A 15,924-nucleotide genomic window follows, 5' to 3' on the forward strand; every position below is an offset into this window, starting at 1 on the left:
ATAACTAAAACACCTTGATGATTATCAAGGTGTTTTTCTCATTCTAAAAGGAATATCTTTACGTCGATATACACTTAACACAATTCCCATTATAAATGCATGAAACAGAGTTGGTATCAATCCGTAGCTAATAAATGGTAATGATATAGAAACACGTGGTAATATCCCGAGGGTCATGCCAACATTACAAATAAAATGGATTACAAAAAGAGTCACTCCGCCAACGAGAAGCAATTTACCATAACCATCATTTATTTTATAAGCTATGTTCATTATTCTTACTGCAAAAAGAGAAAGAATCACGACAAGAACTAGCGCAAGTACATATCCATAATAGTAAGTCAAACTTGCAAATACAAAATCAGTATGGGCAGCACGGATAGACTTTATATTTTCATATGTACCAAACCAACCTGCTGAAGACATCGCCTCTTTTAAACGTAAATACCATAGATCATGCTCTGGATTTAACATTCCTAAAATTCTGGCCATACGGTATTCTTTTACAGCAGACCAGGAAAGTAGATCCCTAATAATCAATGGTACAATAGGTAAAATCGTAATGAGCCATGCCGTTTTCTTTCCTAACTTACTCCACCAAAGCATAACAAATACCATCGTGATATAGATGAACAGTGGTAAAAGAGTTGATGTAGTTAGAAATAAATATAAAGAAAATAAATACAACATGAGAAGATGTATAAACTTTAATCTACTGTTATTGAAAAAAGAAGCCCAGCCTAGAAAAAAGAATGGTATTGTCATTAAACAATCAATTATGACGGAACCAATTTTTAGTAATGGTTCTCCATTCAAAGAAGCAGTCGGAAAACATTTTATCATTAACAAGATAAGTACACCAATTGTATAAAACAGCCACCCAAGCCTCTCTAACTTCCGATAATCAAATAGCATCATCCCAATCGCTGTTGTAACACCGAGAATTACAAATATCACCTTATTCATTAATAAGTCAGCATGTCCAAGCGCTATAACTGGCAAAAAACCTAGCCCCATCGCAGCCACTAATAAACCAATTAAGAACCAATCAACCTTTGGCTTATGTAGTTTATTAAGTTCCTGGCCAAGCTTAATTGGACTTCCCATTTGTTCAACAGCCTTATCTTCAGCAACTTCCTCACTTAAGCCTTTCTCTATCCACATATTCTTCGTCTGTTTCAAGTGAAAATCTAGTTCCGTTGCTACTAAGTCCTTCGCTTCTTTTGATTTAATATGATTCGTAACTTCTTTTAAAAAACGCTCCCCTTTTTGATTCAATTTTTTCTCACTCCTGTACTAATCCTTTTAATATAAATCGTGCCTTCGTAGCATTCTTCTCTGCCTTTCGCAGCATCTTGTTTCCTTTATCATTTAATTGATAATATTTAGCTCCTGCGTGATCCCAGCTAGATTGGATAAAGCGATTCTGTTCTAGACGATGTAATACAGTGTATAGCGACCCTTCATTGCCTTCAAATTTTCGTATCCCTCTCCCTCTTAGCAACTGCATTAATTCGTAACCTGTTTTTTCATTCATAAGAAGTTGTAACACTGCTAAAAGGATATCTTCTTCCTTTTCGGACGATTGCTTGATTTTTTCGCGCACCTGCTTCTGGTGTTGATCAGAAAAACTCAAATGTTTAAACGTTGTGTTCTCCATTGATTTTCGCAAGCCTTTTAATCGATCTTCCATTTGATTATTCCTCCAATCCTTCCTTCAAAAGTTCCTTCGCTTTTTTCAGTCTCGTTTTTATCGTGTTTTCCTTTACTTCTATTACTGTAGCAATCTCTTTAATTGATAATTCCTCATAATAAAATAGATAAATCACTTCTCGATATTTTATCGGTAAACTCATTACTGCAGAAGCCAGTTCACGATCCTCCGCATTTTGAATGACAGTTTGTTCCACACTTTCTTTTTGACTCTCCATATACGTAAAGTCATCCTCTGTCATGATAACTTTTTTGTTATACCAACTTTTTAAATAGTCCTTACATTGATTGATTGCAATTCTCCATAACCATGTTTTCAAATTCGAATTCCCTTTATATGTATGAAGAGATTTATAGCATTTCACGAATATATCTTGCGTTAAATCCTCCGCAACCTCTTTATTATTCACATACGAATACACAAGCTGCAGGACTTCTTGTCCATACTTGTTCATTATTTCGTCGATAAGGTCCTCCTTATCTTCTATTTCAAACGCTTCTATCGTTAATTCATCCACATCATTTCCTCCTTCCCATATATTAGACGACGCACTGTATGGAAAAGTTTTATAAATACATAAAAAAATACGGATGGTAATGTCCATACCGTTTTTTTATGTATATTTATTTGCTTCTTGTCCCTTGATACTTATGCTCTGCTTAAAGATAGGGATTTTTATCCATATGTCTTGTTCCCTATTTTAAAACATAATACAATGGAAATGTAACTTAATAAGCTATAACTAGTAGGTGTGGTAATCATCTCTTCCATTTTGAAAAAAGGGGGGAGGTGATAAAATGATCGCGATGTTTGTAATTAAATTAGTGTATGGTATCCTAACCGGAGCTGGCGTTGTCATCGGTAGAAGATACGTCGGTCCGTGGCTAATTTCTGTATACAAAAAAGCGAGAACCACCCTGCTTCGTGGAAAAGGTAAGGGCGGTTCTCGGCTAAAACGTTAATGTAATTGTCTTATAACCGCACCTACTACCACCACAATAGCAAGTTAGGTTACAAAGGCAGAAGTTTCTCAGGCTTCTGTCTTTTTTATTTTATGCAAAATTCACACTAAATACTCTATCATCATTGTAACACATTTTATTTATTTTTAGTCAAGAGAAAAAACACCTCCTGAATTCACTTAATAAGTATAAAAATTCAAAAAAAATCAAACCATCTATCCCCTTAAGTATATAGGGAATAGATGGTTTAGTTTTTTTAACATGTGTTCCATTTTCATAGCTCACTTCAAATCACTGTGATTTTCACTTTATTCTTCTAAATACCCAATCGCGGCTAGTGCCTGTAAGTATTCTTGAAACAAGGGGTTTTCAATATTGCATTCTTCTTTTTCTAAGCCCATAAGAACTGTAAGTTTATTGTACATCATCTCTGAATGACCTAATAAGTTGAAGTAATTAATGTATGTGCCATCCGCACTTGCTAAAAAGATAACAATTAATTTACCTTCTTGGATTTCTTTATTGAAAAGATCTTGCTCATCGAAATCTGTATTTTGTTCAGATTGATTAAGTTGTATCATTTCAGCAAAATCTTTTTTTTCCGCATCACTAAACAACCCCATCAAAACAGCCTTTTCCTCGATCTTATAACACTTTACTATTTCTTTAAATTCGATATTTGGATCTAGATAAATGGAACCAATTTTATTTTTTTTGATTTCTGTAGCTCTATACTCACTTTTCAAAATTGTATCAATTTCGTCTATCGAAAATTTATTTGGGATGTTTCTCATTTTGTATTTTTCATAAAGTTTATTTATCATATACTACTCCTTTTTAATAGAATGAATGACCACCTGTTCTATTATGGATATGGAAGTGGAAATAATAACCTTCAGCTGACGTTTTTCCTTTGTCACGCTCAGGGCCAATTGGTGTTCTCCCGTTTCCAGCGTCTTTTGCAACAGTTGCGGCTAAAGCATAAGATTTTGACCAAACATTGTTATTCTTTTTATCACTTGATTTCATTCTTGAAACTGCAGTTGCTTTAGAGATTGGTCCGCCAATATATAAATCACCTTTTGTTAAAACAGCAGCATAGTGATCATATTTTTTCTTTCGTAATTCTGCAGCAACTTTCCCCACTACCGTATATGTAGCACCTGCAATAATTACAGCAGCACCAATCGCGATTAAATGCGAAACAAGCCCTTGACCAATTACGCCTGCAAGCGGTAATAAGAACACTATAGAAGCATGTGCTTCCATAGAATCTACTTCAAAAGATTCGTTTGTTTTTATATCGGTAAATGTCGCTTTAAACACTTCCTCAGTAGCCTCTTCAACGTCAACTCTATATTCTTTTTCAACTTCATTTCCGTTTGCATCTTTTTCCATTGATTTCACTGTAAATGTGTTATCTGTTTTATCCCAAGCCGCTGAAACTGTTGCATCACCTTCTACCGTTTCAACTTCTGTTTGTATTTCTACTTTCTCACTATTATTCTCAAGTACTTCAATATTCTCGTCTTGAACCCAATCTTCAGCTAAAACTTTACCATTTGGAATGATTCCAATGCTTAAAACAAAGATTAACATTAATGATACTATCTTTTTAATCATAATTCTCCACCCCTACTATAATTTTATAAATCCATTGCCAATTTGATTACTGCCACCAATGTCCACAGTATTTTTTTCTAAAATTTTATACACTTCTTTAGGGAACTTTACTTTGCTAGATGACAGTTTAAATGTTTCCTTATTCGCAAGAATTAAAGATACAATTCCTGTTACGTGAGCCGTTGCTAGAGATGTTCCATTTTCAATCGAATAACCATTAGAAGTTGTAGTGGTTATGACGTTCACACCTGGGGCTGCAAAATCAATTTTCCCATTCCTTGCAGCAAAACTTGCAACTTTATAAGCGTGATTTACTGCTGTTACTGAAATAACATCTTTATAATTAGCTGGATATTCAACTTTTCCGCCATAATTATTACCTGCAGCTGCAATAACAACTATCCCTTTTTGAATCGCCTTCTCAATCACCCACTCAAGTTCAGGATGGTTAGAAGACATACCAAAGCTAATGTTTAACACATCAACATTGTTTTCAACGGACCAATTAATACCTTGAACTAAATTATCAATCTTTCCTTTTCCATCATCATTAAGAACTTTAACATCATAGAGTTCCACTAGCGATGCTGCAACGCCAGTGATTCCAATTTTGTTATTATGTGCTGCGATAATACCCGCCACAGTCGTTCCATGGCCTAAAACATCAATTACTGGATGTTGCGGCTCAATTACATTGTATTCTTTAATTACAAGATTTTTTAAATCATCATGTTGTTTTTCTATTCCACTGTCTAATATCGCAACCTTAATCTTACTTTTAGATTTAAATTCATAATATTCAGAATTTAAATTCGAAAGTGCCCATGATCTTACTTGCTCCTTTTTGCTTTTTTCTAGTAAAGCAAGGTTGTCTGATTGATTTATTTTAACCAAACCCGTACGTTGAAAGAAAAAGAAATAGACAGCGCAAATTGCAAAAACACAAACTAAAAAAATCAAAGAATACAAAATTTTCTTCTTAATCACTATCCCCTCCTAACCTTAAATAAATCCTAATATACATATATAACCAAAACAATACTGTTTTTTACTATTTTTTCTTGTTATACTGATACTGAGTTTAGATAAACATTTCACTTAGTAACCTATTCATCAAATGAATTTAATTGAAATAAATGTAAAACAATAAAATTATCACCAGAAAACCCATCTATTGGTTCATTAGCGAGAGATAGTCACACTCGAAACATCCCCCAATATATTCTCGTAGAGTAGAAAACTGAAACAGATTAAATTTCTTTAGGGATGGCTTCGCCTCATCAAACCGTACGTGAAGTTTTTCCTCATACGGCTTTCCGATATTCTTCCTTCTTTAGCTTTCCGTTTATTCTAGCTTCCTACTTTCACGAGTATGTATGTTGTTTTCTTTATCAATTCCTTGATACGGCCATGTTTCTTTCTAACATTTCTTTTCTTATTCCAGAAAAGGTTCAACCGTTCTAGGACATACCAGTCTATTTTACATAGCCACCTCTGTCCAATTGAAGATAACACTATAATAGTTCTTGAACCCTTATAGAATTCTATTTAAACCTTTTACCATCTCTTCTAATTGTAAATACAGTTTGTTCCTCGGCTCTGTGTATCTTTTAATGCGTTCTCGCATTTTCTTCATGGCTTTCTGGCTCGGAATATATGCCATCACATACACTTTCTTCCCGCCTTTCACAGGTTTAGGGTATTTTCGATGGTGAAATCCTAGAAAATCAAATCCCTCGTTGCCATCCCACGTATTCACTAGCTTTGACTTTTCTGTATAGATTGTAAGTTCTAACTTATTCATAATGGATTGTAGTATCCGAATACTTTCTAGTGCTTGTTGTTTTGTTTGACATACGATGACAAAGTCATCGGCATATCGAATTAGTTCCCCCAAGTGTTTACACTTCTTTTCCCAAATGGTGTCCATATAGTTTAAATATATATTAGAAAGTAACGGAAATATCACGCCACCTTGTGGTGTACCTACTGTCGTTTCATGAAATTGCGCATATTCCATGATTCCCGCTTCCAGCCATTTTCTAATGAGTTTTAACACTCTTCGGTCACTGATGCTTCTTTCTACAAGCCTTATTAATTTATCATGATTAATGTTATCAAAGTATCCTTGATGTCTACGCCTACTATCCAATGAGATGTTTTACTCGCTTTCCGTATCTTCCATATCGCTTGATGCGCGTTTCGTTTCGGGCGAAATCCATACGAACAGTCTTGAAAATCAACTTCAAAGATTGGTTCAATGACTAATTTTGTTGCCATTTGTACAACTCTATCTTTGATCGTAGGAATTCCAAGTGGTCTTTGTTTTCCATCCCCCTTTGGAATATAGGTTCTTCTCACAGCTTGTAGATGATATGACTTATTTTTGAGCTCCTTTTACAACTCATTTAGAAAGTTACGTTCTCCATATTGGTGCACAATTTCCTCAATTCTTTGTCCATCCACTCCTCCACTTCCTCTATTCCGTTTTACTCTTCACCATGCTTCAGCTAGTATACCAGGACGATAAATCTTATCATACAACGCATGAAATCTTCGGCTTGAATTTTCTTTGGCACAAAGATATAAAGTCTTCCAAAGTTCTTGAGCTTTTACATCAGTGTAGTTAGCAAGTTTTCCAGTATTCACTCACTCGTACCTCCTTCCAACTTATGAACAAAGTAGAGGTCCTTCCCTACATAACGTTGTGTTGTGGTTATGATATTCAGTACTATGATCTCCTCCGACTCCCTCTTTACAGTCCACCATTTCGCATATGCTTATAGGCTTTCTCTCTCCTTTCTGAAAGAAAGGGCAAAGGAGGGTCTCCCTAGTTCCAGACACTACTTTCTCAACATACCATCCTCCGTACCCCGAAGGATTCTTCGATGCTGTATTTCCAAGTTCTTCACGTCTTCCATGGTTTTCTCCTATATTCACCAGGCTCAACTTCCCTTTGTCCTATTGCTAGGTTTCTTTTAACGAGGCGGCAAGGTTCACTTTATGTTACGGTTTGTTGATTCGCTCGCACTTCTAAATAGAAGTCACTTTGTCACAGAGCTTCAACCTTAGGATTTCTCCACCAGTTGCCTGTTAGCTACTAGACGACTTGGCTCTTACCTAGGCTGGACTTTCACCAGGAAGCAGTGTCCAGCTTAGCTGGGCACGCAAAATAAAAGACTCTCTCCATTAATGATAAGAGTCTTTTTAACGCCAAATACTCATAATTTATCCCCTATAATAAAAAAAGAATTGTGCATTTTTATACCTACACAATTCTTTCTTCCAAAAACATATCTATCTATTTTACGCTAACGCAGCTGCCTGTTCTTGTTGATCTACAGGAATTACAGCGTCTGTTAATGCTTTTTCTAGTTCAGCTGTATATTTCATTTGTTCTTCTTTGCTCCAGCCTAGTTTCGCAGCCATGTAGTTGATTACTGCTTCTTTCCACTCATATACCCAGTGGATGTTGAAGAATACAGCGCCTCTGCGGCGTACGAAGAAGTCAACTGGTTTTGCTGTCATTTCGTAATCCATTGCGTATACAAGTGGGATTAGAACGTCAAGCGGCATGTTGTATTCTTTCGCTTCGTCTTTATGTTTTTTCGCTAAGCCGAACAGTACGTCTACGTTAGAGCCATAGAATTTCGCGAATTCTTCTGCTTGCGCTGTCGTTAAACCGTATTTCGTACCTTCGTCTGCTTTTTTCGCAACGAATGCCGGGAATCCGTGTGAACCATCTACATGTCCACCAGAGATCGGCATATGTTTCGTATCACTCTTCGGATATGCACTATGACCTTCTTTTTGTAGTAAGTTCGTTACGTAATCTACTACCATTTCAGCCATTTTGCGGTATCCTGTTAATTTACCACCTGCGATTGTAATTAAACCAGATTCAGAAGTCCAAATTTCATCTTTACGAGAAATTTCAGATGCATTCTTACCTTCTTCATAAATTAACGGACGTACACCAGCCCAGCTTGATTCAATGTCTTTCTCTGTAATTTTCACGCTTGGGAACATGTAGTTAATCGCATTAATGATGTATGTGCGATCTTCTGTTGTCATTTGTGGTACAGCTGCGTCTTTATCATAGAACGTATCTGTTGTACCTACGTATGTTTTTCCTCCGCGAGGAATCGCGAACACCATACGTTTATCTGGTGTATCGAAGTAAATTGCTTGCCCGAGTGGGAAACGTTTTTGATCAATTACTAAGTGAACACCTTTTGATAACTGAAGTACTTTTCCTTTTTTCGAGTTATCTTTTTCACGAAGTGTATCTACCCAAGGACCAGCTGCGTTTACAATTTTCTTACCGTAAACTTCATATACTTCACCGTCTAGTAAATCGATTACACGTACACCGCATACTTTTCCATCTTTATATAAGAAACTGTCTACTTTTGCGTAGTTAACAGCTTTCGCACCATGCTCAATTGCTTCTTTCATTACTTCAATTGTAAGACGTGCATCGTCTGTACGATATTCTACGTAGTAACCGCCGCCTTTTAATCCTTCTTTTTTTACAAGAGGCTCTTTGTTTAGCGTTTCTTCACGGTTAAACATCTTTCTGCGCTCGCTTCGTTTTACACCTGCTAAGAAGTCGTATACACGAAGACCAATTGATGTACTAAATGATCCGAACGTACCGCCTGTATGGAACGGAAGTAACATCCACTCTGGTGTTGTTACATGGGGACCGTTCTCATATACGATCGCACGCTCTTTACCCACCTCTGCTACCATTTTCACTTCAAGTTGTTTTAAATAACGTAGACCACCGTGTACAAGCTTCGTTGAACGACTTGATGTACCTGCTGCAAAGTCCTGCATTTCAAACACAATTGTTGATAACCCGCGTGTTGCTCCATCTAATGCAATACCAGAACCAGTAATACCTCCACCAATTACGATCACATCTAACTCTTGTTTATTTACTCCGTTTAATACGTCTTTACGTTGTTTACTTGAAAATTTCATGGTAATTCCTCCCTTTGATAACGAAAAAAGAGACCACAAACTCCGCTATAGATTTCGCCTCTATAGCGCGTTGTGGTCTCTCCAAATCTCCTACCGAATTATTAACTTGTCACCATTATAACACTGTTTATGATTATTTGAAAGCTTTTGTTGCTTCAATTGCTTTTTTCCATCCAGCATATAGCTCTTCGCTTGTTTCCGCTTCCATCGTTGGTTCAAAGCGTTTGTCCATATGCCACTGTGATTTAATTTCATCTTGGTTTTTCCAATATCCAACCGCAAGACCAGCTAAGTATGCTGCACCTAGAGCCGTTGTTTCGTTAATCACTGGACGCTCTACAGGAACATCTAAAATATCACTTTGGAACTTCATTAAGAAGTTATTTTTAACTGCTCCGCCATCAACGCGTAATGTTTTCAGTTCAATACCTGAATCTGCTTCCATTGCGCATAATACATCTTTCGTTTGGTAAGCTAAAGATTCTAGCGTTGCACGAATGAAGTGCTCTTTCGTCGTACCGCGTGTTACACCAAACATAGCGCCGCGTACTTCACTATCCCAATAAGGTGTTCCTAGTCCAACGAATGCTGGTACAACGTATACACCATCAGTTGATTCAACGCGACTCGCATACACTTCACTCTCACTTGCATCTTTAAACATGCGCATTCCGTCACGTAACCACTGAATTGCAGAACCTGCTACGAAAATACTTCCTTCTAATGCGTAGTTTACTTTACCATCTATTCCCCATGCAATTGTTGTTAATAGACCGTGCTCAGAAGCTACTGCTTTTTCACCTGTGTTCATTAACATGAAGCAACCAGTTCCGTAAGTATTTTTCGCCATACCTTCACCGAAACAAGCTTGTCCAAATAATGCTGCTTGTTGGTCACCAGCTACACCTGCAATCGGTACATTTTGGCCGAAGAAGTGGTAATCAATTGTTTCTCCGTAAATTTCAGATGATGGACGTACTTCTGGAAGCATGCTCTTTGGTACTGTTAACATTTCTAGAAGCTCATCATCCCACTGTAAGTCGTGAATATTAAACATTAACGTACGTGATGCGTTTGAATAATCTGTTACGTGTGCTTTACCACCAGATAGTTTCCATACAAGCCACGAATCAATTGTTCCGAATAATAGATCACCGTTTTCTGCTTTCTCTCTTGCACCTTCAACGTTATCTAAAATCCATTTTACTTTCGTACCAGAGAAGTATGCATCAATTAAAAGACCTGTTTTTTCGCGAACCATTTCGCTATAACCTTTTTCTTTTAACTCATCACAAATTTCAGCTGTTTGGCGAGATTGCCATACAATTGCGTTGTAAATTGGTTTACTAGTTGTTTTATCCCAGACAACCGTTGTTTCACGTTGGTTCGTAATACCGATACCTGCGATTTGTTCTGGTTTTACATCTGCTTCGCTTAAGCAAGTTGCGATAACTGCTAAAATAGATCCCCAAATTTCTTGTGCATTATGCTCTACCCAGCCCGGCTTTGGAAAATGTTGTGTAAACTCTTTTTGAGCTGAATGAACAATTTCACCTTTTTTATTGAAAAGAATTGCGCGTGAGCTTGTTGTTCCTTGGTCTAATGAAAGAATATATTTTTTCATATCGGTTTCCCCCTTATGCTACTTTTCTACTATTTGTATTGCTTCCGCTTTTTTTACTTGTCATATAAGAGATTGCTAGTACAATCACAGTTGCGATAATCACATAAATAAGTGCTGAATTTTGCTTTCCTTCAAATACAACTTGATGGAATAAACCTGCAAGTGATCCACCTAAAATTGGACCTACTACTGGAATCCATGCATACTTCCAGTTTGAACCGCCTTTTCCTGCAATCGGAAGGAAGAAGTGTGCGATACGCGGACCTAAATCACGTGCTGGGTTAATTGCGTATCCTGTTGTCCCACCTAATGATAAACCAATACTTACAATTAAGAAACCTACGATAAATGGATTTAATCCATCTGCAAATTTATTTGCACCAATTGCTAATATACCAAATACTAAAACGAATGTTCCAATCATTTCACTTAAAAGGTTTGCAAATGTGTTCGGAATTGCTGGACCTGTTGCAAATACACCTAACTTTGTTCCTGGATCTTCTGTTTCTTTCCAGTGTGGTAAGTAATGTAAATATACGATAACTGCCCCGATAATTGCCCCAATCATTTGTGCTACGATATAACCTGGTACGTCACTCCATGGGAACGCTCCCTTAAATGCTAGTCCTATCGTTAAAGCTGGATTCAAATGTGCCCCACTAATTGATCCAACCGCATACGCTGCAACCGCTACTGCTAAGCCCCAGCCCATTGTAATAACAATCCAACCTGAATCTTTCGCAAACGATTTCTTTAAACTTACACCAGCACAAACGCCGCCACCAAGTACGATTAACAACGCAGTCCCTATTAACTCTCCTAAAAATGCTGACATAGTATCCCTCCACAATCAATTTAAACGCTTCCAAATGTGATAGAGGTAAAATGAATGGCCATTCTTTTTTGTCAAAAGAAAAAGACCCACAGCTTTGCACGCTTCTATATAAATTTATATAGAAACAATGAAATGTGGATCTCTTCTTTTCTCCGTCACGTTTATTAACTTGTCTATAATGTTAACCTCTTATGAAAGCGGTGTCAACAGAATTTTTTCACATTTTCGTCACTTTTTTTGGTAATGTTTCCATAGTTCGCGTTTTGACGTCGTAATCGCTGTCGCACCAGCGTTTAAAGCTCTTTCCACATCTTCTACAGTACGAATAAAACCACCTGCTAAAATCGGTACACCAGTACGCTCTTTCACTTCAGCGATAATATCCGTCATTGCTCCTGGAAGCACCTCAATATAATCCGGTTTCGTCTTATCTAAAAGATTGCAGCTCTTCTCCATCGCACTCGAATCGATTAAAAAGATGCGTTGTATTGCCACAACACCTTTTTGCTTCGCCTTCATAATAACGCTCGCCTTTGTCGAAAGTAACCCGTACGGTCTAAACTCCTGACATAAATATTCCGTCGCATGCCCATCACTCTGCAAGCCATGAATTAAATCCACATGTAAAAACACCTTTTTACAATATTGCTTCGCAAGTGATATAACACTCTTCAATTGGCCGACATGAATATCTAAAATAACGATATATTCATACGAACTATGTAATAGCTTTTCCAAATCTTTAATTTGCCTCACTGCCGGCAAAATCTTCTGTTCATGAAATTCCATTCTCTATATCCCCTTCTTTATGTCATCCTATCCTTTATAGTACACAATTTAAGTGAAAAGAACAGCTAGTGTAGGGGATTTCTTTCAAATCTTTCCTCTATTTATATATTTTCTTCAACTTATCAGAACCTATACCACCTATAATCATGAATACAAGGGGCAAAAGATTCATTACATATGGCGCATCTGCTACAATTGCAATACTTGCTCCAGCAAATTTATTTAGCATCCATACAACGATTTTTGCAATAAGTAAAAATACCCCTATCATAAATAAACTATCAAAAAACACCTTCCATTTTGGATATGCCAATTTCTTACTATCTTCAATTACTTTCTGCGTCAATTCTTCATCACTCCTTAGCAGTTCATCAATCGTAATATCGAACAAATCACTTAAATGAATAATAATTTCAATGCTCGGATAGTTCTTTCCCGTCTCCCATTTCGAAACAGATTGCCTACTTACATGAATTTTTTCAGCCAAATCATTTTGCGACCAATTTCTTTTTTCCCTTTCTTCTTTTAAACGCTCACTAAAAATCATACTGTGTTTATCACCTCTCTATGCCCATTATGTTCAAATAAATGATGAAGAGTAAAGCTAGTTATCGTTGCATCGCCTGTGCAACTTATGCGTTACAGCTTATAATAGTGCTATTTTATATGTATCTTCCCTATACTATGCTCCAATAATAATTTCCCGAACAATAATACAAAGAGCGGATACTAATAAAGTGAAACTTTAATCAGCCCTCACCAATCGGGCTTTTACAGACAGCCCGGCAAATAGCGGGATAAAGACTAGATTAGGCATAAAAAATACGCCATCCCTTCTTATCAGTCTCCAGAAAGAATAACGCAAATTTTCATTTTTACTCATCATTTTTCGGACTATATGAAAACCCCGGATATTTCACAACAGGCCACTTCTCCTTACGCAGGGAATCCATTACTTGCGGGCCAACATGTATATTACTCTCCACTATTTCTTTAGGAGTCAGTGCCATCCATTGATTTAACGATACATCTTCAAAACGATTGCTTCTGAACATCTCTAAAAACCATAATGTTTCGGTACCTGTATTTTGAATATAATGCCCCGTCGCAAACGGTACATATCCGACATCACCAGCTCTATAATCAAATGTACGAGCGGTACCATTTCCAAGAAACACAGTCATTCTCGCTTCTCCTGTCAAATAATATTGCCATTCATCATTATTCGGGTGCCAATGAAGTTCTCTCATTCCACCAGGCTCAACCTCAACGAGCGCTGCTGCGATCGTTTTTGAAATAGGGAAATTTGTAGAATCTACAATTCGAACGCTACCACCAGGAGTCTTAATTGGCTTTTGTTTTAACAGTTCATGTTTAAATGTTAAAGGAACTTCCCCTTTCGGTGATTGAACTTCCTGACTTTCAAGCGAACCTGGCACCTCTCCTTGATAAATATAAACTTGACCTGAAGGGATAGAATGAAAAGCACTCTCAGGTACTCCAAAATTAGCCGACAACACTTCTTTTGGCGTATGCGCAAACCAATCAGAAATAGCTAAAGTAGATAAATCAGAAAAATGTCCATCATCGAAAACAAGTAGAAATTCACAATGTTCCAATCCTTGAATGGAATGCGGAATACCAGGCGGAAAATACCAAAGATCACCTGGTCCAACATCAGCAATAAAATTCCATCCATTTTGATCAACAGCCGTTATGCGTGCCCGTCCTAAAAGCATATACGCCCATTCCGCTTCTTTATGCCAATGAAGTTCTCGTATTCCACCGGCCGTTAAGCTCATATTTACCCCAGCAATCGTCGTCGAAACTGGTAGTTCCCGAGCAGTAATCTCCCGAGACCACCCGCCGTGTTTCAAAATCATAGAAGTGTCCGAGAATGAAAACTTCAAGTTAGGAACTAATCCTGCATCCGTTATAGGTGGAACAAGCATATTCGGATTTTGAATATCTCGCATAACATTACGAGGTCCAGAATCAATTGCACCTGCTCCGTCGCTGCGGATTGGTTGCGGCACTTTCCCTCCCGCTTCATTAACAGTACGTTTCTTCATGATTACACCCCTTTTTCATCCGGTTATTAGGTGAAAATCCTCCACCATAGTGTATGAATTGGGCTTTAGATGGTTACAGTTACTATGGAGTTACATCAACTGCCTATCATTATCGTTTTGTTCATTTCTCAACTTATACTAGTATGGACAGCGTCTGGAAAGATAATGAAGAAATTAAATTAAAACTAATAAAAAACCCTGTAAAATTTATTACAGAGTTTTTCACCAATTATTTATTGTTTTACATATCGAATACGAACATTATCGTCCATATGATAAATTTGTAATGTGTTTCCATCATAGTTTTGCAATTTATACATGATACTATCATTTGTTAACTTTACTTCTTGACCGTCTTTAACTGCTTTTGTTACTTTTAAAGATAACTGGAATGATGGGACATCCACCGTATATGTTCCTGTTAAATAGTTATCTTTATTCGGATAAGAACCATTCGCATAAGACTCAAATGTTTTATCACCTTTTAGTACTAGCGTAGTTTTTACGCCACTGCCGTAATCAATACCCCAATTACCAATAATCTCAGTACCATCTTTAATGTTCTTCTGCATGTTGCTATAACTAATTCCTAACTCTTCACTTGTACCAACTGTATCTACAAATACCCCAGTTTTTGCTTGACTTTTATCTGTTTGAGCCTGACTGCCAGTAGTTGGGTTTGCCTGTGTAGAACTACTTGTTGTACTAGTAGATTTTTCCGTGGTTGTATCACCTTTTACTTCAGCCCTTAACTTATCAAATGTAGGTTTCCAAATACGTTTTGCTTCCTCTAATTTTATATTTGCTTTATTTAAGATTTCCTTATCAGTCTCTAAGCTAAAACCTTTATCGTTGAATAACTTCTCTATTTCACCGAATGTTTCTCTTAGTTTACCTGCAGCTCTTTCAATCTCTTTTTGGTCTTCTTTATGTTTTGGCGGTGCAGAAATCTTCTCTATCTTATCAAATACTTTATAGATGTCTTTAACACTATCTAATACCTCAGCTTTTGATTTACTTCCGTTTCTCAAATCCTTTACAGATGCATCATAGTAATCAAATCGTCTTAACATATCCTGTTCAATGTCTAATAAATATTGTGCATAATCTTCATCTAAAACTCGAACCTTTTGAACATCTTTACTTTCTTCTTTCGAATTAGTTGATTTTTCTTTTGTTCCAGAAGACTTAGCTTTACTTGTTTCTTCTGTCTTTGCTTCTTTACTTGCCGAATCTTTTACTGTAACACAACCACTTAATAATAATGTAACTGGAACTACAGCAGCCATTAGTTTCTTCACTTTCATACCTCATAC

General features: G+C 36.9%; 14 protein-coding genes and 1 pseudogene. All 15 read right to left on the bottom strand.

All coding sequences use genetic code 11. From position 1 onward, the window contains the following. Nucleotides 1-24: 24 nt before the first annotated feature. A complete protein-coding gene (locus tag N2V92_RS29465) occupies nucleotides 25-1,278 on the bottom strand; it encodes an FtsW/RodA/SpoVE family cell cycle protein (RefSeq protein ID WP_001072130.1) in 1,254 nt (417 codons plus the stop codon). A gap of 7 nt (nucleotides 1,279-1,285) precedes the next feature. Further along, entirely contained in the window at nucleotides 1,286-1,693 is a 408-nt protein-coding gene (locus N2V92_RS29470; RefSeq protein WP_000390152.1) for a PadR family transcriptional regulator, read from the bottom strand. A gap of 4 nt (nucleotides 1,694-1,697) precedes the next feature. Then, the gene (locus N2V92_RS29475) at nucleotides 1,698-2,231 is read right to left on the bottom strand and encodes a sigma-70 family RNA polymerase sigma factor (protein WP_000343999.1); all 534 of its coding nucleotides are present in this window, start codon (nucleotides 2,229-2,231) and stop codon (nucleotides 1,698-1,700) included. Nucleotides 2,232-2,984: 753 nt separating this feature from the next. Continuing rightward, a complete protein-coding gene (locus tag N2V92_RS29480; protein ID WP_000608809.1) occupies nucleotides 2,985-3,500 on the bottom strand; it encodes a hypothetical protein in 516 nt (171 codons plus the stop codon). 13 nt (nucleotides 3,501-3,513) lie between these two features. After that, on the bottom strand, nucleotides 3,514-4,299 hold the full coding sequence (locus N2V92_RS29485; protein ID WP_016077991.1) for an SAR2788 family putative toxin: 786 nt from the start codon (nucleotides 4,297-4,299) through the stop codon (nucleotides 3,514-3,516). A 15-nt stretch (nucleotides 4,300-4,314) separates the two neighbouring features. Then, nucleotides 4,315-5,286 carry a S8 family peptidase gene (locus N2V92_RS29490; RefSeq protein WP_016077992.1) on the bottom strand — a complete coding sequence of 324 codons (972 nt, stop codon included), beginning with the start codon at nucleotides 5,284-5,286 and terminating at the stop codon, nucleotides 4,315-4,317. 547 nt (nucleotides 5,287-5,833) lie between these two features. Then, nucleotides 5,834-6,660: pseudogene (gene ltrA, locus N2V92_RS29495) on the bottom strand (group II intron reverse transcriptase/maturase). A gap of 135 nt (nucleotides 6,661-6,795) precedes the next feature. Continuing rightward, the gene (locus tag N2V92_RS29500; protein ID WP_016077994.1) at nucleotides 6,796-6,948 is read right to left on the bottom strand and encodes a hypothetical protein; all 153 of its coding nucleotides are present in this window, start codon (nucleotides 6,946-6,948) and stop codon (nucleotides 6,796-6,798) included. A 657-nt stretch (nucleotides 6,949-7,605) separates the two neighbouring features. Beyond that, nucleotides 7,606-9,288 carry an aerobic glycerol-3-phosphate dehydrogenase gene (gene glpD / locus N2V92_RS29505; RefSeq protein ID WP_016077996.1) on the bottom strand — a complete coding sequence of 561 codons (1,683 nt, stop codon included), beginning with the start codon at nucleotides 9,286-9,288 and terminating at the stop codon, nucleotides 7,606-7,608. Nucleotides 9,289-9,421: 133 nt separating this feature from the next. Next, complete coding sequence (glpK, locus tag N2V92_RS29510) at nucleotides 9,422-10,912, bottom strand: glycerol kinase GlpK (RefSeq protein ID WP_000760013.1); 1,491 nt, start codon at nucleotides 10,910-10,912, stop codon at nucleotides 9,422-9,424. A 13-nt stretch (nucleotides 10,913-10,925) separates the two neighbouring features. Next, entirely contained in the window at nucleotides 10,926-11,747 is an 822-nt protein-coding gene (gene glpF, locus N2V92_RS29515; protein ID WP_001272200.1) for a glycerol uptake facilitator protein GlpF, read from the bottom strand. A 228-nt stretch (nucleotides 11,748-11,975) separates the two neighbouring features. Continuing rightward, entirely contained in the window at nucleotides 11,976-12,536 is a 561-nt protein-coding gene (glpP, locus tag N2V92_RS29520; protein ID WP_000394286.1) for a glycerol uptake operon antiterminator GlpP, read from the bottom strand. Nucleotides 12,537-12,633: 97 nt separating this feature from the next. Then, a complete protein-coding gene (locus N2V92_RS29525) occupies nucleotides 12,634-13,083 on the bottom strand; it encodes a helix-turn-helix domain-containing protein (protein WP_000577641.1) in 450 nt (149 codons plus the stop codon). 328 nt (nucleotides 13,084-13,411) lie between these two features. Further along, complete coding sequence (locus N2V92_RS29530; RefSeq protein ID WP_016077997.1) at nucleotides 13,412-14,608, bottom strand: oxalate decarboxylase family bicupin; 1,197 nt, start codon at nucleotides 14,606-14,608, stop codon at nucleotides 13,412-13,414. A gap of 233 nt (nucleotides 14,609-14,841) precedes the next feature. Continuing rightward, nucleotides 14,842-15,915 carry a DUF3994 domain-containing protein gene (locus tag N2V92_RS29535; protein ID WP_000865195.1) on the bottom strand — a complete coding sequence of 358 codons (1,074 nt, stop codon included), beginning with the start codon at nucleotides 15,913-15,915 and terminating at the stop codon, nucleotides 14,842-14,844. Between the last annotated feature and the right edge of the window lie 9 nt (nucleotides 15,916-15,924).

Origin of the sequence: Bacillus sp. CH_48 (assembly GCF_038008465.1) — a bacterium.
GTDB lineage: Bacteria > Bacillota > Bacilli > Bacillales > Bacillaceae_G > Bacillus_A > Bacillus_A thuringiensis_S.

Coding starts and splice junctions, on each gene's coding strand:
- N2V92_RS29480 (WP_000608809.1), bottom strand. CDS start 3,500: ATGATAAATAAACTTTATGAAAAATACAAAATGAGAAACATCCCAAAT.
- N2V92_RS29525 (WP_000577641.1), bottom strand. CDS start 13,083: ATGATTTTTAGTGAGCGTTTAAAAGAAGAAAGGGAAAAAAGAAATTGG.
- glpD (WP_016077996.1), bottom strand. CDS start 9,288: ATGAAATTTTCAAGTAAACAACGTAAAGACGTATTAAACGGAGTAAAT.
- N2V92_RS29535 (WP_000865195.1), bottom strand. CDS start 15,915: ATGAAAGTGAAGAAACTAATGGCTGCTGTAGTTCCAGTTACATTATTA.
- glpF (WP_001272200.1), bottom strand. CDS start 11,747: ATGTCAGCATTTTTAGGAGAGTTAATAGGGACTGCGTTGTTAATCGTA.
- N2V92_RS29485 (WP_016077991.1), bottom strand. CDS start 4,299: ATGATTAAAAAGATAGTATCATTAATGTTAATCTTTGTTTTAAGCATT.
- glpP (WP_000394286.1), bottom strand. CDS start 12,536: ATGGAATTTCATGAACAGAAGATTTTGCCGGCAGTGAGGCAAATTAAA.
- glpK (WP_000760013.1), bottom strand. CDS start 10,912: ATGAAAAAATATATTCTTTCATTAGACCAAGGAACAACAAGCTCACGC.
- N2V92_RS29470 (WP_000390152.1), bottom strand. CDS start 1,693: ATGGAAGATCGATTAAAAGGCTTGCGAAAATCAATGGAGAACACAACG.
- N2V92_RS29530 (WP_016077997.1), bottom strand. CDS start 14,608: ATGAAGAAACGTACTGTTAATGAAGCGGGAGGGAAAGTGCCGCAACCA.